The organism is Mesorhizobium sp. B2-3-15 (genome assembly GCF_006442875.1).
GTDB lineage: Bacteria > Pseudomonadota > Alphaproteobacteria > Rhizobiales > Rhizobiaceae > Mesorhizobium > Mesorhizobium australicum.
In genome coordinates, this window is record NZ_VFVO01000005.1 from 327,543 (window position 1) to 347,122 (window position 19,580).

Annotated in this window: 16 protein-coding genes; 7 read left to right on the top strand and 9 right to left on the bottom strand. The window is 64.4% G+C overall.

What is annotated here, in order from left to right:
• Positions 1-125: 125 nt before the first annotated feature.
• From eutC to FJ954_RS13230, 8 genes are all read right to left on the bottom strand, one after another.
• Positions 126-1,118, bottom strand: coding sequence for an ectoine utilization protein EutC (gene eutC, locus FJ954_RS13195; protein ID WP_140661587.1), 993 nt, complete (start codon positions 1,116-1,118; stop codon positions 126-128).
• Complete coding sequence (gene eutB, locus FJ954_RS13200) at positions 1,115-2,107, bottom strand: hydroxyectoine utilization dehydratase EutB (protein WP_140661588.1); 993 nt, start codon at positions 2,105-2,107, stop codon at positions 1,115-1,117. The genes eutC and eutB overlap by 4 nt, the downstream gene beginning before the upstream one ends.
• 5 nt (positions 2,108-2,112) lie before the next feature.
• Positions 2,113-2,892, bottom strand: coding sequence for an ectoine utilization protein EutA (gene eutA, locus FJ954_RS13205; RefSeq protein ID WP_140661589.1), 780 nt, complete (start codon positions 2,890-2,892; stop codon positions 2,113-2,115).
• Between the two features lie 3 nt (positions 2,893-2,895).
• Positions 2,896-3,555 (bottom strand): ectoine/hydroxyectoine ABC transporter permease subunit EhuD, encoded by a 660-nt coding sequence (ehuD, locus tag FJ954_RS13210; protein ID WP_015319077.1) that lies wholly within the window; start codon positions 3,553-3,555, stop codon positions 2,896-2,898.
• A gap of 34 nt (positions 3,556-3,589) precedes the next feature.
• Positions 3,590-4,249 (bottom strand): ectoine/hydroxyectoine ABC transporter permease subunit EhuC, encoded by a 660-nt coding sequence (ehuC, locus tag FJ954_RS13215; protein ID WP_015319078.1) that lies wholly within the window; start codon positions 4,247-4,249, stop codon positions 3,590-3,592.
• A 172-nt stretch (positions 4,250-4,421) separates the two neighbouring features.
• Positions 4,422-5,273: an ectoine/hydroxyectoine ABC transporter substrate-binding protein EhuB gene (gene ehuB / locus FJ954_RS13220; RefSeq protein WP_140661590.1), complete on the bottom strand. Its 852-nt coding sequence runs from the start codon at positions 5,271-5,273 to the stop codon at positions 4,422-4,424.
• A 91-nt stretch (positions 5,274-5,364) separates the two neighbouring features.
• The gene (ehuA, locus tag FJ954_RS13225) at positions 5,365-6,156 is read right to left on the bottom strand and encodes an ectoine/hydroxyectoine ABC transporter ATP-binding protein EhuA (protein WP_140617493.1); all 792 of its coding nucleotides are present in this window, start codon (positions 6,154-6,156) and stop codon (positions 5,365-5,367) included.
• Between the two features lie 179 nt (positions 6,157-6,335).
• Positions 6,336-7,721 carry a PLP-dependent aminotransferase family protein gene (locus FJ954_RS13230; RefSeq protein ID WP_140661591.1) on the bottom strand — a complete coding sequence of 462 codons (1,386 nt, stop codon included), beginning with the start codon at positions 7,719-7,721 and terminating at the stop codon, positions 6,336-6,338.
• Between the two features lie 83 nt (positions 7,722-7,804).
• Between FJ954_RS13230 and FJ954_RS13235 the strand changes: the two genes are divergently transcribed.
• The 5 genes from FJ954_RS13235 (at position 7,805) to hutH (ending at position 14,079) form a co-directional block, all read left to right on the top strand.
• On the top strand, positions 7,805-8,296 hold the full coding sequence (locus tag FJ954_RS13235) for an Lrp/AsnC family transcriptional regulator (protein ID WP_140617495.1): 492 nt from the start codon (positions 7,805-7,807) through the stop codon (positions 8,294-8,296).
• Between the two features lie 129 nt (positions 8,297-8,425).
• On the top strand, positions 8,426-9,916 hold the full coding sequence (locus tag FJ954_RS13240; RefSeq protein ID WP_140661592.1) for an NAD-dependent succinate-semialdehyde dehydrogenase: 1,491 nt from the start codon (positions 8,426-8,428) through the stop codon (positions 9,914-9,916).
• Positions 9,917-9,949: 33 nt separating this feature from the next.
• The gene (locus FJ954_RS13245; protein WP_140661593.1) at positions 9,950-11,329 is read left to right on the top strand and encodes an aspartate aminotransferase family protein; all 1,380 of its coding nucleotides are present in this window, start codon (positions 9,950-9,952) and stop codon (positions 11,327-11,329) included.
• Positions 11,330-11,338: 9 nt separating this feature from the next.
• Positions 11,339-12,433, top strand: coding sequence for an alcohol dehydrogenase family protein (locus FJ954_RS13250; RefSeq protein WP_140661594.1), 1,095 nt, complete (start codon positions 11,339-11,341; stop codon positions 12,431-12,433).
• A gap of 149 nt (positions 12,434-12,582) precedes the next feature.
• Positions 12,583-14,079, top strand: coding sequence for a histidine ammonia-lyase (gene hutH / locus FJ954_RS13255; RefSeq protein ID WP_140661595.1), 1,497 nt, complete (start codon positions 12,583-12,585; stop codon positions 14,077-14,079).
• An 8-nt stretch (positions 14,080-14,087) separates the two neighbouring features.
• On the opposite strand, the gene FJ954_RS13260 is transcribed toward hutH, so the two are convergent.
• Complete coding sequence (locus FJ954_RS13260; protein ID WP_140661596.1) at positions 14,088-15,530, bottom strand: NAD(P)-dependent oxidoreductase; 1,443 nt, start codon at positions 15,528-15,530, stop codon at positions 14,088-14,090.
• 262 nt (positions 15,531-15,792) lie between these two features.
• Here FJ954_RS13260 and FJ954_RS13265 point away from each other — a divergent pair, with 262 nt between their 5' ends.
• Positions 15,793-17,646, top strand: a complete 1,854-nt coding sequence (locus FJ954_RS13265; RefSeq protein ID WP_140661597.1) for an ABC transporter ATP-binding protein — start codon at positions 15,793-15,795, stop codon at positions 17,644-17,646.
• Positions 17,646-19,535, top strand: a complete 1,890-nt coding sequence (locus FJ954_RS13270; protein ID WP_181177811.1) for an ABC transporter ATP-binding protein — start codon at positions 17,646-17,648, stop codon at positions 19,533-19,535. Before FJ954_RS13265 ends, FJ954_RS13270 begins: the two co-directional genes overlap by 1 nt.
• Positions 19,536-19,580: the final 45 nt, after the last annotated feature.

The following is a 19,580-nucleotide window of genomic DNA, read 5'->3' on the forward strand; positions in this document are numbered from 1 at the left end:
CTCGTTTGTTGGGGCTGGAGCCCGTTTCAACTCGTTGAATCTGGCTCCAGGGAATTTTTTGATTGAGCATGATCTGCGGGGGAAAACCGGTTGCCATTTTCCGGATCATGCTCCTGCGGCCGGCGTCAGCTTTCAAAGATCGTTCCGGCTTTCGCGGCCAGCGCACGGTCGCGGGCGAGCGTGGCGATCGCCGTATCCTGCACGCCCGTGCCCGTCAGATCGGCGATGGTGATGTCGCTGGCCGAGCGCCGGCCATGTCTCGCGCCGGCGATGATCTGGCCGAGCTCGGTCACCTCCGCGTCTCCAGCCATCAAGCCCGCCGCGATGGCATGGCGCAATTCGCCCAGGCGCCGCGTCTGTTTCGCGCTGTCGGCGACATAGAGATCGGCCATGCGCAGGATCGCCGGCGCTATCTCGTTCTTGTGCTCGGCGTCCGAACCCATGGCGGTGATGTGCTGGCCGGCCGAGACAAACCCTGCCTTGATCAGTGGTTCGGTCGACGGGGTGGTCGTGACGATGATGTCGGCACCGGCAACAGCGTTGGCTGCGTCAGTCTCGGCGCGCACGTCAATGCCGAGCCTTTCGCGTAAGGTGGTCGCGGTCACTTCGGCCTTGGCGGCATCGCGCGCCCAGATGCGGGCCTGCGTGATCGGCCGCACCAGCGTCAGCGCTTGCAGTTGCAGCCCAGCCTGCACGCCGGCGCCGAAGATCGACGCGACCGACGAGTCCGGCCGCGACAGATGCTTGGCCGCGACGGCTCCCGCAGCAGCGGTGCGAACATCGGTGAGATAGCCATTGTCGAGCAGCAAAGCCTCGACCAACCCTGTCTTCGACGACAGCAGCACCATCATGCCGTTAACGCTGGGCAGGCCAAGTTTGGGATTGTCGAAGAAGCCGGGGCTGATCTTGATGGCGAAGCCATCGATACCAGGCACATAGGCGGTCTTGACGTCAACCTCGCCGCGATGCTGGGGGATATCGAGCCGCAGGATCGGCGGCATCGCCACCGGCAGCGTGGCGAGCGCACGAAAAGCGTTCTCGACACAGGCGACGGCGTCGAGATCGAGCGTCACGATTGCGCGCAGTTCAGCTTCGGTGAGGATGGTCATCCTGCTCATGCGGCGCGCTCCGAAATCGATGGCATTTCCCCGCAGACAATCTTCCTGTGCAGTTGCATGTCGATGTTGCGGCCGGAAAGCAGAACCACAACCGGCCCCTCCGCCTTGACCTTGCCGGCGAGCAGCGCCGCGATGCCTACCGCACCGGCTCCCTCGACGATCTCGCGTTCCTGTTCATAGGCGTGGCGAATGCCGGCAGCGATTTCGTCCTCGCTGAGCAGGACGACATCGTCGAGCAGGTCGCGGCACATGGCGAAGGTCAGCCGGTTGTCGAGGCCGATGCCGCCGCCGAGCGAATCCGCCAGCGTCGGCAGTTCCTCGACCAGCACGGGGCGGCCCGCATCGAGGCTGGCCTTCATTGCCGCCCCGCGCGCCATCGAGATGCCGACGACTCTGGTTCCGGGACGGACGCCCTTGACGGCGGCCGCTACACCCGAGGCCAACCCACCTCCGGACAGTTGCACCAGCACGAGAGCGGCATCCGGGACCTGCTCCATCACCTCCAGCCCGAGCGTGCCTTGACCGGCAATGATGGCCGGATGGTCGAAGGGCGGCAGCATGACAAGCCCCTCCTCCGTCACCAGCCGCTCGACCTCGTGCTGGGCATCGTCCTGGCTGTTGCCGACGATACGGATTTCCGCGCCGAGGCGGCGAATTTCGTCCAGCTTATTCCTGGGTACCAGTCGAGACATGCAGATCACAGCACGCATGCCCTCGAGCTTTGCCGCATGCGCAAGCGCACGGCCATGATTGCCGGTCGATGCCGCGACGACGCCGCGCGCCTTCTCCCCTGCGCTGAGCGAAGCGACGGCGTTCGAAGCGCCCCGCAATTTGAAGCTGCCGGTGGTCTGGCGGTGCTCGAGCTTGAGTTGAACCGGGACGCCCAGCCTTTCGGAGAGACTTGCCGAAAGCACGATCGACGTGCGCTCGATCTTGCCGGCAATTCGCTCGCGCGCGGCACGGATATCGCCAAGGGTCACGGTCGCCATGGTCGTCAACCGCGCGGCAAGGGCAGCGTCATCAGACGGCCGAATTCGGGATGGGCTGTCTCATCACCGCAAAGGCGCAGACAATTCCAGGCGGTCGCCTGATTGCTGGTCACCACCGGGCGGCCGATCGCCTGTTCCATGCCAGTGACCGCCAGCGCGCCGCGTAGCGCCGTGCACGACACGAACAGCGCGTCTGCCTGCGGATGCATCGCCCGGCGCGCGAGATTGATGAGGGCTGCCGGGGCAATGCGCGCCATCTCGCGGTCGTCCTCGAAGCCGAGACAGGTGAAGCTTAGGACTTCGAAGCCACGTTCGGCGAAATAGGTCGCCATCGGTCTGGAGGTTTCCACGGTATAGGGCGTGAGGATGCTGATCCGGCGCACGCCGAAGGCGTTCAGCCCGCGCACGCCAGCAATCGGAGGAGTGACAACGGGTATACCTGACTTGGCGGCCTGGATCGCCGTCTCGATCTCGCGATCGCCAATCACCACCGAGGCCGACGTGCAGGAGTAGCAGATGGCGTCGAGCGGCTCGTCGGGCAGGATCAAGGCAGCGCCCGCCGTCAGCGCCGGCTGCATCTTGCGCAGGTTCTCAGGCGTCGTCGGGTTGGCGTAGGGAATGCGCGCGACATAGACGCCGATCCGTTCGCTCGCCACCATGCGGCGAAAATCCGGCTCGGTCGTGTGGTCGGTGGCCAGGATGATCAGCCCGACACGCCGCTCCAGCGGACGCTCATCGAGCGTTGGCCGGTCGGGCACAAGCTTGATCTCGGACAAGGGCTTCATCTTTTATCTTTCGATCTTGCCGTAGCGGCGTTCCAGCCAGCGCAGCAGCACGACCGAAATCAGGCTGATGGCGAGGAAGAAGGCGCCGACCAGCGTGATCGGCTCAAGGTAGCGATAATAGGTGTTGGCGACGCTTTTCGCCTGGTTCATCAGCTCCAGCACTGTGATCGCGGAGAGCAGCGGCGTCTCCTTGAACATGGCGATGAAGTAGTTGGCCAGCGCCGGGATCATCGGCGGAATAGCCTGCGGGATGATGATGTGGGACCAGGTCTGCCGCGCGCTGAGATTGCACGCCTTGGCGGCTTCCCACTGACCACGCGGCACATTGTCGATGCCGGCGCGGTAGACCTCCGCCGTGTAGGTGCCGTAGTGCAGGCCAAGTCCGATGACGCCGGCGACCAGCGGCGGCAAGAGAATGCCGATGTCGGGCAAGACGTAGAAGATGAAATAGAGCTGCACCAGGAGCGGTGTGCCGCGGATGAATTCGGCCACCCAACCGACGGTGCGCGACAGCGCCTTGTTGGGCGAGCGGCGCGCCAGCGCGATGCCCAGACCGACGATCGCGGCCAGCACCGAGCCGAGCAGCGTCGCCAGGATGGTGATCTTCACCCCCTGGATCAGGGTCGGCAGGATCTGCCGGACAAAGTCCCAGTCCCAATCCATCAGCGGACCCAATTCATCAGGAATGCTCTGGCCATCAGACGCGCACTCCGTCGAGGCCGCGCGCCATGCGGCGTTCCAGCGAGCGCACACCCCACGAGATGAGCAGCGCCAGGATGAAATAGATGATGAGGATGGTGGTGAACGGCACCATGGTGTTGCCGGTCTGGGCGCGCACCACCTGTGCCTGGAACGTCAGGTCGGCGAGCGAGATCAGCGAGACCACCGATGTCGCCTTGAGCAGCTCGATGGCATTGTTGCCGAAGGTCGGCAGCATCACCAGAAACGCCTGCGGCAGGATGACGTGTCGCATGCCTTGCCAACGGCCGAGATTGAGCGCGACGCAGGCCTCATGCTGTTCGCGGCCGATCGACTGCACGGCGCCGCGCACCACCTCGGCTGCATAGGCGCCCACATTCAAGCCCAGCGCCAACACACCGGCCTGCAGCGGGGTCAGTTCGAAGCCCACCAGCGGCAACACGAAATAGGCGAAGAACAGCTGCACGAAGATCGAGGTGCCGCGGAAGAACTCGATATAGGCCGTGGCCAGGGCCCGCAGCACGAAGAAGCGCGACAGGCGCCCCATGCCGGCGAGAAAGGCCATGATCAGGGCGAGCACCGACCCCATCAGCGTCAGCTCGATGGTGACAAGCGCTCCCTGCAATATCAGGCCGAAATAGCCGGACCACTGGGTCATTGAGTTGAAGTTTCCAACGTTGGTTTCAGCTTCCTTCTCCCCGTTTATGGGGAGAAGATGCCGGCAGGCAGATGAGGGGCAGCGCTAGCTTGTCCAAATATGGCGCCGCCCCTCATCCGTCACTTCGTGACACCTTCTCCCCGTGAACGGGGAGAAGGCAAGAAAGACGCCCTTATTTCGCCGCGCAGAGCTTGTCGCGCGTGGTCGACATAGCCGCCGCCGCCGAGAAGCCGTAGGGCTCGATAATCTTTGCGAACTCACCCGACTTCTTCATCTTGGCGAGTTCGACGTCGAAGGCATCGCGCAACGCCTCGTCGCCCTTCTTGAAGGCCGCGCCGTCGCAATAGACCGGCGCGCCCTGCACCGGGGCGATGACTTCGAGGTTCGGATCGGTGGCCTTCTTCATCAGGTCGTTGATCGAAAGGACAGGCAGCGAATAGGCGTCGATGCGGCCGTCCTGCACCATCTTCAGGCCACTCTGGCCGTCCGGCACGACGATGACGCGTTCGCGTGGCACGCCGGCGTTGAGCGCAAGCTTCTCCTCGGTGCCGCCGCCCGGCGCGCCGATGGTGGCTGACGTGTCCTTGGCGACATCCTCGTAGCTCTTGAAGCCTTTCGGATTGCCCTTCTTCACCAGCATCGCTTCGGCGTCGCACAGAACCGGCTCGGAATAGGCAACCGCGGCGCAACGCTCCGGCTTCATGAACAGGCCGGCGGTGACGACGTCGAAGCGGCCGGCCTGCAGGCCGGGAATCATGGCGCCATATTCCGAGATCGAGGCGGCGACATCGGCAACGCCCAGCCGCTTGAATATCTCGCGCGCGACGTCGGGCGCGGCACCCGAAACCTTGCCGTCGGCGGCGACAGCCGTATAGGGCGGCTCATTGGCGATGGCCAAGCGAGCGAAGCCTTGCGACTTCAGCTGTTCGAGCTTGCTGTCGTCGGCCGAACCCGTGATCGAGGCGGCCAGAACCGCCGAAAGCGCGAGACCGGCGACGCCGGCCAGAGTTCCAAGTTTCTTCATTGTTCCCAACTCCTTGTTCTTGTCTTGGTTTGCGTGATCTTAGGACGGCTCAACCGCCCATAGGGACGGCATCGCCGCCTTTGGCATGCGGTCAGACACGATGTCCGGCCGCGATGATCTTCTTCAGGAACCCTTGCGTGCGCTCCTGCTTGGGATTGCGGAAAATCTCGTCGGGCTTGCCTTCCTCGACTATCCTGCCGCGATCGAAGAACAGCACCCGGTCGGCGAAGTCGTGGGCGAAACCCATCTCGTGGGTGACCAGCAGCATGGTCATGTCGGTCTCGGCGCAGAGCCGCCACAAGACGTTGAGCACCTCCTCGACCAGTTCCGGGTCGAGCGCCGACGTCACCTCATCGAACAGCATGATCTTCGGCTGCAAAGCAAGCGCACGGGCGATCGCCACGCGCTGCTTCTGACCGCCTGACAGCTGCGCCGGCATCGCCTTCGCCTTGTCGGCCATGCCGACCATCTCAAGCAGTTCCATCGCCCGCTTCTGCGCGGCGGCGCGCGGCGTGCCCTTGGTCAGCATCGGCGCCAGGGTCACATTGTCGATGACGCTCTTGTGCGGAAACAGGTTGAACAGCTGGAAGACCATGCCGGTCTTCTGGCGCATCCGCGCCAGGTGGCGCTCGTCGGCCGGCAGCAGCTGACCGTTGCGCTCCATGTGGTAGAGTTGCTCGCCGTCGATCTGGATGTGACCGCCGTCGATGCGCTCCAGCGTCATCAGGATGCGCAGGATCGTCGTCTTGCCCGAGCCGGAGGGGCCGATCAGCGCCAGCTTCTCACGCGGCATGACCTGCATCGACAGGCCGTCCAGAACCTTGAAGCTGCCAAAGCTCTTCGAGATGCTGTCGATCTTGATGATGGGCGCGGTTGCGGACAAATGAATTTCCCCGTGCTGGAGAAGCCTGGTGCCCCTAACGATGCGGAACGCGCCAAATCATGTCAATTGGGAAAATAATATCATGACAATTATTCTGATTGCGCACATTCTCTGGTCGATCCCAGCCGGCTTTTTGGGCATGCCTATGTCAGAACGCCCTGGTGTATTGGGTGGCATGCTCAGATTGCAAGCAGCAGATGCTCCGGATCGCCAAGCAAGAGCTTGGTGACAACGCCGAGACCTGCGCGCAGTTCCCCCTCGGTGGTCGAACCCAGCGAAATGCGCACCGCCGGATGCCAGGGGGTATCCGAAATACGGAAGGAGGTGCCCGGCGCAATGGCCACGCCTTGCAGCCGAGCCTGGGCGACAAAGCTTTCCTCGGAACGGTCGGCCGACAGTTGCAGCCAGATATGCAACCCGTCGCGACGGGCACGGTAGTCGACGCCGGCCAGCACCTCGCCCGCGATGTCCTGTCGCCGCCGCAACGCCGCGCGCTGCCAGCGCACCAGCTCCATCGCGGTGCCGTCGGTCACCCATTTGGTGGCGATCTCGGCCACCAGCGGTGTCGCCATCCAGTTCGAAACTAGATGCCGGTTGGCGACAGCGGCAACGTAGCGATCGGGCGCGGCGAGATAGCCGATGCGCAGGCCGGGCACGGTGATCTTGGTGAAGGAGGTGACGTAGAGCGTCCGTTCCGGCGCGAAAGCGGCGACCGGCGGCGGTCGATCCTCGACCAAGGGACCCAGCACGTCGTTCTCGATGATGGCGATGTCGTGCTTGCGCGCCACCGCCGCGATCTGCTCGCGACGCTCCGCATCCATGAGCGTTGCCGTGGGATTGATTACCGAAGGCTGCACGAAGACGGCGCGGATGTCGGACAGCCGGCAGGCTTCGTCCAGCGCTTCCGGAATCAGGCCATTGCCATCGATCGGCAGGCCTTGAAGATTGAAGCCGAGATAGCGCGCCAGCGGCACCAGCGTATGATGACCGATCGCCTCGGTGGCAACGGTGGAGCCGGGCGGCGCCACGCTCATCAGCGCCACCGTCATGCCGGCGGTGGCGCCATTGGTGAGGCTGATATTCTGCGCGGAGGCGTCCAGCCCGCACAGGTTCAGCCATTCGACCGCCACGGCACGGTGGCGCGGGAACACCATATTTGGCCGGAACGACAGTGCCGAACTCGACGGCAGGTTTTCGGCGAGCCAGCCCAGCGCCTGCTTCATCCGCTCCAGGTGCATCGGCTCGCAGACCGGCTTCAGGATCGACAGGTCGATGACTTCGCCCAGGCGCTCCGGCAGATAAGGCGGCTCCGGTTCGCGGCGCTGCGTCTGCACAAAGCTGCCGCGACCGATCTCGCCCGAAATCAGGCCGCGCCGGATCAGTTCCTCATAGGCACGACTGACCGTCTGCACTGAGAGCTTGAGGTCGTCGGCCAGGCGGCGGTGGGTCGGCAACCGCGCGCCGTTGGCGAGGCGGCCGTCGTGGATGGCGCGTGCGAACTGGTCGGCCAACGATTGATAGGCCGGCCGCCGGATGAGCGCGGGATCTGGGTGCCACAATGTCATGACTTATTAGAGATCGAAATCAGTGCAATTGACAATCGAAATAATGCGCCGTCATGGTACGATCGACGAAAAAGTAGGCGCTGATGACTGCTGCGAAACTCGACGCGATCGACCTCAAAATCCTCGACGCCATCCAGCGTGATGGACGCATCACCAAGCTGGCGTTGGCCGAGCAGGTCGGGCTGTCGCCGACGCCGTGCTGGATGCGGCTGCGCAAGCTGGAAAAGGCCGGCATCGTCTCGGGTTATCATGCCCGGATCGCCATGCGCGTTGTGGCGCCAGTCGCCACCGTACTGATGGAGGTGACGCTGGCCAGCCATCGCCAGGCCGATTTCGACCGCTTCGAGCGCGTCGTCCGCGACATTCCCGAGATCGTCGCCTGCTGGTCGGTGGGCGGCGGCGTCGATTATGTGCTGAAGGTGATGGCGCGCGACATCGACGCCTATCAGCGGCTGGTCGACGGCTTGCTCGATCGCGAGATCGGCATCGACCGCTACTTCACCTACATCGTCATCAAGACGGTGAAGGATGACATCGCGCTGCCGATAGCGGACCTGCTGCCGGCGTCGACCTAGACCGGAGAGATCGACTGCCCCCTCACCGCAATAGAGAGACTCTCTCTACGGCCAGGCGTCCAAACAGCCTCTCTGTCTGCCGGTGATGGGTAGTCTCCCCGCATCAAACCGAACCGGGAGGCTTCGACCATGTCCGCGCATTTCGCCCGCTCGCATCGCCACGAAGCGCTCGACCGGCTCGCCGACCGCCGGCTGCTGCGCGAACTCGCCTATATCGACGGCCACTGGACGGCAAGCGAGGCGGCCGAGAGTTTCGAGGTCACCGATCCCGCGACCGGCACCACCGTGGCCTTCGTCGCAGCGCTCGATGCCGGCCAGACGACAAAAGCCATCGACGCCGCCGCGCGCGCCTTTCCGGCCTGGCGGGCGCTGCTGCCGCAGGAGCGCTCCAAAATTCTGCGAAAATGGTTCGAGCTGATCATCGCAGCGAAAGACGACCTCGCTTTGCTGATGACGCTTGAGCAGGGCAAACCGCTCAAGGAGTCGCTTGGCGAAATCGACTACGCCGCCTCTTTCATCGAGTGGTATGCCGAGGAAGCAAAACGCCTCAACGCCGAGAGCGTCACCAGCCATCTGCCGAACGCGGAAATGATGGTGCGGCGCGAACCACTCGGCGTCGTCGGCGTGGTCACGCCGTGGAATTTTCCTTCGGCGATGCTGACCCGCAAGGCAGCCGCCGCTCTTGCCGCCGGCTGCACCATCGTTGCCCATCCGTCTTCTGAGACACCACTTTCGGCGCTGGCGCTGGCCGAACTCGGCGAACGCGCCGGACTGCCGGCCGGCGTTTTCAACATCGTCACCGGCAAGGCCGCGACGATCGTTGGACGCATGTGCGAAGATTCGCGCGTGCGCGCCATGAGTTTTACCGGCTCGACCGAGATCGGCCGGCTGATCGCCGCCCAAAGCGCGCCGACGATGAAGCGGCTGGTGATGGAGCTTGGTGGTCACGCGCCGCTGATCGTCTTTGCCGATGCCGATCTCGACAAAGCGGTGACCATTGCCATCGACGCCAAATTCGCCACATCAGGCCAGGACTGCCTTGCGGCCAACCGCATCTATGTCCAGCGTCCGCTCTATGACCGCTTCTGCGCCGCTTTCGCCAAGCGCGTCGAGGCGCTGCGGGCCGGCAATGGCCTCGACGACATCGACATCGGGCCGCTGATGCATGAGCGCGCCGTCAAGAAGGTCGAGGAACAGGTCGCCGACGCCGTGGTTCTCGGCGCGCGTTGCCTCGCCGGCGGCAAGCGCCATCAGGCCGGACCGCTCTTCTACCAGCCGACGCTGCTGGCCGATGTCGCCGACGACGCGCTGATCATGCGCGAAGAGACCTTTGGTCCGGTCGCCGCCGTCACGCCTTTCGACAGCGAGGACGAAGTCATCGCCCGCGCCAATGCGACCGAATATGGCCTGGTCGCCTATGTGGTGACCGAGAACGGCGCGCTCCAGCAGCGCATGGGCCGCGCGCTCGACTACGGCATGGTCGCCATCAACCGTGTGAAGATCACCGGCGCGCCGATCCCGTTCGGTGGCGTCAAGCAGTCCGGCATCGGCCGCGAAGGTTCGCGCCACGGGCTAGAAGCTTTCACCGACCTCAAATACCTTTGCCTGGATGTGGCGTAGGCTCGCACCCGGATCTCTTTCAAGGAGTTAAAAATGCTCGACCAATCCAACGAACTCGCCGCATGGGATCGCGACCATTTCTTCCATCCCTCAACACATATGGGCACCCACGCACGCGGTGAATCGCCGACGCGGATCATGGCCGGCGGTGAAGGCGTCACCGTCTGGGACAACAATGGCAGGAAGAGCATCGATGCCTTCGCCGGCCTCTATTGCGTCAATGTCGGCTATGGCCGCCAGAAGATATCAGATGCCATCGCGACCCAGGCGAAGAACCTGGCCTATTACCACGCCTATGTCGGGCACGGCACCGAGGCGTCGATCACGCTCGCCAAGATGATCATCGACCGCGCGCCGAAGGGCATGTCGAGGGTCTATTTCGGCCTCTCCGGTTCGGATGCCAACGAAACCAACATCAAGCTGATCTGGTACTACAACAATGTGCTGGGGCGGCCGGAGAAGAAGAAGATCATCTCGCGCTGGCGCGGCTATCACGGCTCGGGTGTCATGACGGGCTCGCTGACCGGGCTGGACCTCTTCCACAACGCCTTCGACCTGCCGCGCGCACCAATCCTGCATACCGAGGCGCCGTACTATTTCCGCCGCGTCGACCGCTCGATGAGCGAGGAGCAGTTCTCGCAGCATTGCGCCGACAAGCTCGAGGAGATGATCCTCGCCGAAGGGCCCGAAACCGTCGCCGCCTTCATCGGCGAGCCGATCCTCGGCACCGGCGGCATCGTGCCGCCGCCCGCCGGCTATTGGGAAAAGATCCAGGCGGTGCTGAAGAAGTATGATGTGCTCCTGGTCGCCGACGAGGTGGTGACGGGCTTCGGCCGGCTGGGCACCATGTTCGGCTCCGACCATTACGGCATGAAGCCCGACCTTATCACCATCGCCAAGGGCCTGACCTCGGCCTATGCGCCGCTGTCGGGCGTCATCGTGGCCGACAAGATGTGGCAGGTGCTGGTGCAAGGCTCCGACAAGCTCGGCTCGCTCGGCCATGGCTGGACTTATTCGGCGCATCCGATCTGCGTTGCCGCCGGCGTCGCCAATCTTGAACTGATCGATGAGATGGACCTGGTGCGGAATGCTGGCGAGACCGGCGCCTATTTCCGTGCCGAACTGGCCAAGGCCGTCGGGGGTCACAAACATGTCGGCGAGGTGCGTGGCGACGGCATGCTGGCGGCGGTGGAATTCGTCAAAGACCGCGACGACCGTGTCTTCTTCGATGCTTCGCTGAAGATCGGGCCGCAAATTGCCACGGCCCTTGCCGCGAGCGGCGTCATCGGCCGCGCCATGCCGCAGGGCGACATTCTTGGCTTCGCGCCGCCGTTGTGCCTGACCCGCGAGGAAGCCGACATCGTGGTGGCCAAGACCGCCGATGCCGTGAACAGCGTATTTGCCAATCTCTGAGACCGACTCATGAATGCCATAACCAAAACCCTCCCCGCCACCATGGCCGCCGTGCTGCTCACCGGGCACGGCGGACCGGAAAAGCTCGTCTACCGAACCGATGTGAAAGTGCCCGCGCCTGCGTCAGGTGAAGTGCTGGTGAAAGTCACCGCTTGCGGCATGAACAATACCGATGTCTGGGTGCGCCAGGGCGCCTATGGCACGGAAGAGGACGCGGCCGCCGTTTCGACTTGGCGCCGCCAGGGCAACACGCTGACCTTCCCGCGCATCCAGGGCACCGACACTGTCGGCACCATCGTCGCCGTCGGCGAAGGCGTTTCGTCCGATCGAATCGGCGAACGGGTGATGGTCGATTTCTCCATCTACAACCGCGACGACGATTCACTGGCCGACATCGACTATATGGGCCATGGCCGCGACGGCGGTTATGCCGAGTATCAGACCGTGCCGGCCGAGAACGCGCATGTTGTCGACACCATTTTGAGCGACGTCGAACTCGCCACCTTCTGCTGCGCCTATCTCACCGGCGAACAGATGCTGGAACGGGCCAAGCTCAAGGCAGGCGAGCGCGTGCTGGTCACCGGCGCGTCGGGCGGCGTCGGCTCCGGCATCGTGCAACTGGCGCGGGCGCGTGGAGCCATTCCCTTTGCTGTCGTAGGCAAGGGCAAGGAAAAGGCGGTGCTCGACATCGGCGCCGAGGCGGTCATCGCCCGTGGTGTCGCGGACCTGCCGCAAGCCGTGACAGAGGCGACCGGCGGCCAGCCGATCGATGTGGTCGCCGATCTCGTTGGCGGCGCGATCTTCAACGATCTGCTGCGCATCCTGAGGCCGGAGGGCCGCTACACCACGGCCGGCGCGATCGCAGGTCCGGTCGTCCAGCTCGATCTCAGGACCATGTATCTGAAACAGTTGCAGTTGCACGGATCGAGCCAGGGCACGCGCGCGGACTTCCGCCGTATCGTTCGCTATATCGAAGAGGGCAAGATCCGGCCGCTTGTCGGCGGCGTCTACAAACTCTCCGATTTCCACCGCGCACAAGCTGATTTCGTCGCCAAGGATTTCGTCGGCAAGCTGGTGGTGGTGCCCGACGCCGTCGCGAGGTGACCTGCCGAAACCTGCATTTCGCCTGAAGCGCCCCTCGCCTGCTGCTGCCATGATCGGAATGGCTTGCAGACCAGCCGGTAAGCCGCCACAAACGGCGACGCCCGCCGCGCCGTCGGCCCGGGCATACGGTCACGGGATACAGGCGAGACATGACAGCCCGAATGATACTGCTCGACGCCAAGCCGCTTGGCATCGAGGATGTCGCCGAGATCGCGCGGCGCAATGCGCGGCTGATGTTGGGCGAGGAGGCGATGCGCCGCATCCGGGCGAGCCGCACGCTCGTCGAGCAGCTGACGCAACTCGGCAAGCCGATGTACGGCGTCACCACCGGCCTCGGCGCCTGCGTCGACACGCCGCTCGCGCAGGCCGATCTGATCGCCTTCCAGCACAGCGTGCCGCTCAGCCACAGCATGGGCATCGGCCCGGCCCTTCCCACCGAGGCGGTCCGCGCGCTGATGGCCGCGCGCATTTCGGGAATGGCCGCCGGCGGCACCGGCACTTCCGAACGCGTGGTGATGGGCCTTGTGGCGGCACTCAACGCCGGCGTCCATCCGGTGATCCCGACCTGGGGATCGATCGGAGCGGCGGACCTTGCCCATCTCGGCCACATGGCGCGAGCGCTGCGCGGCGACGGCGAGACGGAGTTCCAGGGCAGGATCATGCCGTCGGCCGAGGCGCTCGCGCTCGCCGGGCTCGAACGGCTCGACCTGCGCGAGAAGGATGGCCATGCCATCATCGTCGCCAACAGCCTGTCGACCGGCACGGCTTGCCTCTGCCTGGAGGATGTCGCCCACCTCATCGACTGGTCGCTGGCCGCGGTGGCACTCAACCACGAAGCGTTCCGCTCGTCACTCACCGCCATCGATGAAGCTGCGCTGTCGGCGCGACCGGCGTTCGGCCAGCGGGAGATCGGGGCGCGGCTGCGGGCGGAACTCGCTGGAAGCGGGCTCTGGAGGGAGAACGCCGCGCGGCGGCTCCAGGATCCGCTCAGCTATCGCTGCGTGCCGCAGGTGTGGGGCGGCCTGTTGCATGCGTTCGAACAGGCGAAGCTGGCAACGGAGATCGAACTGGCCCATTCCGGCGACAACCCGGTGATCCTACCCGAGGACGGACGCGTCGTCTCGAACGGCAATTTCGACCTCACCGCGATGACGCTGGCCTGGGAGCAGCTCGGCCAGGCGCTTGCGCATTGCGCCGTGGGCACCGCCAACCGCTGCATGAAGCTGATGTCGCCGACGGTGGCGGAACTGCCGCGCTTCCTGTCGGCCAGGGGCGGCAGCCGCCAGGGCTACGCCGAATTGCAGAAACCGCTTGCCGCGCTGGAGGCCGAGATCCGGCATCTGGCCAACCCGATGTCGCTCAGCCCGCTTGCCGTATCGGACGGGATCGAGGACCAGTCGTCGATGGCACCACGGGTGGTGGCCAAGACAGCCGAGATTGTGGAACGCCTGCGCTATCTCGTGGCGATGGAGCTGATCTTCGCGGCGACGGGCGTGGAGTTGCGCGGCGTCGTCGACAGCATGGGCGAAGGACCACGGCGCACCTATGCCGCCGTGCGTGCGCTCGTCAGCCCGCTCGACGATGACCGCGAGATGAGCGCGGACATGACGCGGGTCGCCCGGATGGTGGCGGGTCCCCGAGACTGAGTTCCGGCTTATCGCTGGAAAGGTCCCCTGAGATTGAGGTTCTCGGCCAGAAGGCAGAAGCGGTCGATCAACCGGACAAGGTCCTCGCCCTGCTCGGCGACAACGGCGCCTCGCTCGGCAGGCGAGTTATCGGAGAGAGCCTTCCACAACCGGCCTTGCCGATCGCAGAGATCCGCCAGCTCGGAACATTCGCTAGCGGTCAGTTTCAAGAGCTGGCCGGAGGTCACCAATCCAATGCCTGGAGGCGTGGTTGCTCCAAGGGAAAGATAGGCCGGCGGCACGCTGCCTTTTGCGTTCGTCACCGACTTTCGGCAGATGACATCGAAGATCTGGTCGACGGCCTGCTTGGCGCCGGCGACGCGCGAGGGATGATCCGTATCGGCTGCCGCATGCGGCAGAAGCTCGAGTTTTCCGCTGTGCTTCTCGACGAGGCCGAGATAGGGCAGCATCGGTCCGGAAAGGCGACCGGTCGCGGCATCCTTGAACAGGTCGGCATCGATCGCGGCATGACGCACCCTGCCCGAGGACAAGGCTTCGCCGAGGGCCGCAACGTCGACAAGCTCGCCGCGATCGTAGTTGACCAGCACCGCGCCTTTGTTCACGCGCGACAGGACATCCGCGCCGATGAGCCCGGCATTGGCGTAGCGGCCGGTCTGCGCATCCTGCTTGCCCAGGCCGACATGAACACTCAACACATCGGCACCATCAGCCGCATCGAGGAGGTCCGCCGCATAGACAAAGCCTTCGGCCTCTATCCAGTCCCGATGCCGGGGCCGTGCGTGGATCACCACGCGCATGCCGAAGGCCTGGGCAAGTTTGGCCACCTCCCTGCCGATATTGCCGTAGCCGACGATCGCGATCGTCTTGCCTTCGAGCTTTTCGGTCGGGAAATCGCGCAGCTCCCTGCCGGTGTCGAAGGCGCCGCGCGCCACCCGGTTGTGAAGCAAGTCCACCGGGAGATCCGGCAGCACTTTCAGGATCGCCTTCATCACCATCTGCGCCGTGGCGCGGCTGTTGATGCCGGGCGTATTCATCAGCACGGCCGTACCGCCTTCGCCGCTGCCGCCGCCCCAGGAGTGCGAACCCATATTGCCGGTGCCGGCGCCGATGCGGACGCCGGCGAGCGGAAAGACGGTTTCGGCGGGCAGGAAGGTCGCGGCGGCAATGACGGCATCATAGCGTCCATCGCCGGCGACTTCGATCAGCTCTTCGCGGGTGCTGAGGTCCGGCTGATAGAAGAAATGCACGCGGCCAGATTCGAGAGCGGCCTTGTCGCCAAGCGCAGCCGTATGAAAGCGGCCGCCCTTGGCTTCGATATGCGCACGCACCTCCGACGGGTCGGGCTTTCCGTCGGCGTCGAAGCGCAGGCCGATCAGATCGCAGACCAGCACGGTGTAGGCGCGTTGCGGATCGACCGGTTCAACGGCGCGGGTGTCGGCATTTGCGATCACGTCGGTTTCCTTCGTGCAAGAGCGGAGTCCTGCTGGTCCGGCAGGCTTTGAATAATCAGAACCTATCCGCCGGGAACGGCGCGAGATCGATCACCGGCGGCAGACCAGCGGCGAGTTGCGACACGATCTTGCCGGTTTCAGGTACAGTGCGATGCCGCCATTGGTCCCTTGAACGGGCAGGTCGGACGCGCGTAAAATCGCGCTATCTGATTGAGTCTGCTACATTCGTTCGGGCTAATGTCCGGATTGGTCTGGTATTTCCTTGCACACTGATGCGACCAGCGCTGCCAAGCGCGGCAAATCATTTGCCCATGTGGCGGAAGCCTCCTGGGGCAAGGGCCTCAGCACCTTGCTGCGCATCGTGCGCATGACGCTGCGCCATCCCTGGCAGGTTGCCATCACCCTCATCTCGACCTTTATCGCGGCGACGCTGCAGCTTTTCATTCCGCGTCTCCTGGGGCGCGCCATCGACCAGGCGCAAGGGGTGATGGCGGCGGGCGCCGGCACCGCGGCCGAGCGGGCGCTGTGGAATACGGCGCAGACGCTGTTGGTCGTCAGCATCCTGCGCGGCCTCTTCACCATGGCGCAGAATTACTATGGCGAAGCCGTCGGCCACCGGACAGGCTATGAGCTGCGGCTCGCCTTCTACGAGAAGATCCAGCGGCTGAGCTTTTCCTTCCACGACAAGGTCCATACCGGCGATCTCATCACCCTCGGGCTGCTCGACCTCGACGGCGTGCGCATGTTCTTTTCGACCGGTATCCTGCGCGTGGTGCTGCTTGGCGTCCTGATCGGTGTCGGCGCCTATCTGTTGATCAGCACCGATCTCGTGCTCGGATTGTTGAGCCTCAGCTTCGTGCCATTTGTTGCCTGGCGCTCGTCAGTGACGCAGCTCCGACTGCGCAGCACCTGGCTGACGCTGCAGGAGCGGCTGTCGGTGCTGAGCCGGGTGATGGACGAGAATCTCGGCGGCATCCGTGTCGTGCGCGCCTTCGCGGCTCAACGGCATGAGCTGGCAAAATTCGACCGTGCCAAACGGGACGCATTGGACCTAGCCAATGAGCGCGTCGACATCCGCGTCTCGAACACCAGCGCCATGAATTTTTCCTTCCTCGCCGCCATGGGCCTGGTGCTGTGGTTCGGCGGACAGAAGGTGATCGCGGGTCAGATCAGCGTCGGCACGCTGGCCCAGTTCCTCACCTTCATGACCATATTGCAGATGCCGGTGCGCCAGCTCGGCCTGATGGTCAACTCCTTCGCGCGCGCCTCGACCTGCGGCACGCGGCTGTTCGAACTGCTCGACGCTGAGCTCGACATCAAGGACGCGCCCGACGCCAGGGAGCTCGTCATCACCGAGGGCGTGCTGCGCTTCGACGATGTCGGTTTCCGCTATCAGGGCGCGGGCGAGCGTCCGACGCTTTCCGGCGTTTCCTTCGAAGCCAGGCCCGGCGAGACCGTCGGCATCGTCGGGCCGCCAGGCAGCGGCAAGTCGACCATCGCGCACCTGATCCCGCGCTTCTACGACGTGACCTCGGGCGCGATCACCATCGACGGACAGGACATCCGCAAGGTCACGCTGCAATCGCTGCGCAAGGCGGTCGGCGTCGTGCAGCAGGATGCGTTCCTGTTTACCACCTCGATCGAAAACAACATCGCCTACGGCAATCCCTGGGCGCGCGAGACCCGCATCGGCCAGGCCGCCGAATATGCCCAGCTGCACAATTACATCATCGGGCTTCCGGCCGGCTACACCACGGTCGTGGGGGAACGCGGCGCCTCGCTTTCCGGCGGCCAGCGGCAGCGCCTGACCATCGCGCGCAGCCTGATGCTAAGACCATCGGTGCTGGTCTTCGACGATTCCACGGCCGCGGTCGACGCCGGCACCGAGCAGCGGATCCGGGCGGCGATGAAGCGCTTCGCCAGGGATCGCGTGACGCTCATCATTTCGCATCGGCTGAGTTCGCTGATGCATGCCGACCAGATCCTGTTCGTCGAGGGCGGCCAGATCGTGGAGCGCGGCACGCATGAGGAATTGCTGGCGCTCGGCGGACGCTACCGCGCGCTTTACGACCTGCAGTTGCGCCCGGACGACGATCGGCTCGAGGGAGCCGCCTGATGTCGACACAGGACGACGAGAAGGAAGACACAAGCCGACGCCCGACCAAGGCCGTCGTCGGCTCGCACCGCGATGAGGAAGAGGTCTTCGGCAAGGCCTACGATCCGCGCATCGTCAGGCGCATCTGGAGCTTCGTCAGACCATATCGGGGCCGGATCTTCATCTCGGTCGCGGCGGTGCTGGTGTTCACGCTGACGCAGTTGGCGATCCCGCTGGTCATCCGCTACGCCATCGATCACGGCATGGCGCCAGGCAGGCTCGACCGTTCGGTGATGACCACCGCGGTCGCCGCTTTTGCCGTGATCATCCTCATCAACTACGCCGCCAGCCATGTCCAGGAGAGCGTCGTCGGCAAGGTGGCGGAGAACGTGCTGTCCGACCTGCGCCGTGCAATGTTCAGCCACCTGCAGCGTGTCTCTCTGGGCTTCATGGACAAGACCGAGGTCGGCCGGCTGATGTCGCGCCTGCAGGGCGACGTCAATTCGATGCAGGAATTCCTCGAGACGTCCGTGATGTCGGTTGGCGACATCGTGCTTCTGTTCGGCATCGTCACCGTCCTGCTGTGGCTGGACTTCCGGCTCGGGCTGCTGACGCTGTCGACCATGCCGGCGCTGTTCATCGTGCGCCTGTTCTGGCTGCCGCGCGCCAAGGTCGCCTTCATGGCCGCGCACGAGACCAACTCCATCGCCAACGGGGCGCTGGCCGAAGGCATCCACGGCGTGCGTACGGTGCAGAGCCTGGAACGCCAGCACGTCAATTTCGATCTCTATGACGAGAAGGTGCTGGCCAATCTCAACGCCCATCTGCGGTCGGCGAGATATGCGCAGGTGATGGTGCCGATCGTCGACACACTGACGGGCATCGCCATGGCGACCGTGATCGTCGTCGGCGGGTCGATGGTGCTGTCGCACAGTCTCGATATCGGCGTGATGGTGGCGTTCCTGTTCTACATCCAGCGCTTCTTCGACCCGATCCGCTCGCTCACCATGCAATACAGCGTCATGCAGCGCGCCATGGCGTCGGGCCAGCGCATTTCCGAAGTGCTCGACGTGCCCGTGGATGTCAGCGACAAGGAAAATGCGGTGGCGCTGTCGCGCGACATGGACGGTTCGGTCGAGTTCCGGAATGTCACCTTCGGCTACCGGCCGAACCAGCCGGTGCTGAAGAACATCTCCTTCCGCGTCAATCCGGGCGAGACGGTCGCGCTTGTCGGGCCGACCGGATCAGGCAAGTCGAGTTCGATGGCGCTGGTGCACCGCTTCTACGATGTCTGGTCGGGTGAGGTCCTGGTCGGCGGCCATGACGTGCGCGACCTGACGCAGGATTCGCTCGGCGATCAGGTAGCCATGGTGCTGCAGGAGCCGTTCCTGTTCTCCGGCACGGTGCTGGAGAACATCCGCTATCACAAGACCGGCGCCAGCCGCGAAGAGGTGGTCCGCGCCGCACAAGCCGTCGGCGCGCACGACTTCATCGAGCAACTGCCTGACGGCTACGACACCGAACTCGAGCAGCGCGGCGGCAATCTCTCGCTCGGTCAGCGCCAGCTGATCAGCTTCGCGCGGGCGCTGGTGGCCGACGCCAAGATCCTGGTGCTCGACGAAGCTACCGCCAGCATCGATTCCTACACCGAGATGCTGATCCAGAAGGCATTGATCAAGCTGCTCGAAGGGCGCACCGGGTTGGTCATCGCGCACCGGCTGGCGACCATAAGGGGCGCCGACCGCATCATCGTGCTGCAGAATGGCGATATCGTCGAAAGCGGCAACCATGAACAGTTGATGAAGAGAAAAGGTCTTTACGCCCGCCTCTACAACATGAACTACGCTTCCTTCGACGACATTTCCGAGGAAGCCATGGGAATGGACGCTTCGGTCGGCGAAGCGACGTGAGCCGGTGCTGGCAGGGTGCGAGCCGACGGATTGCCTGATGCCTCC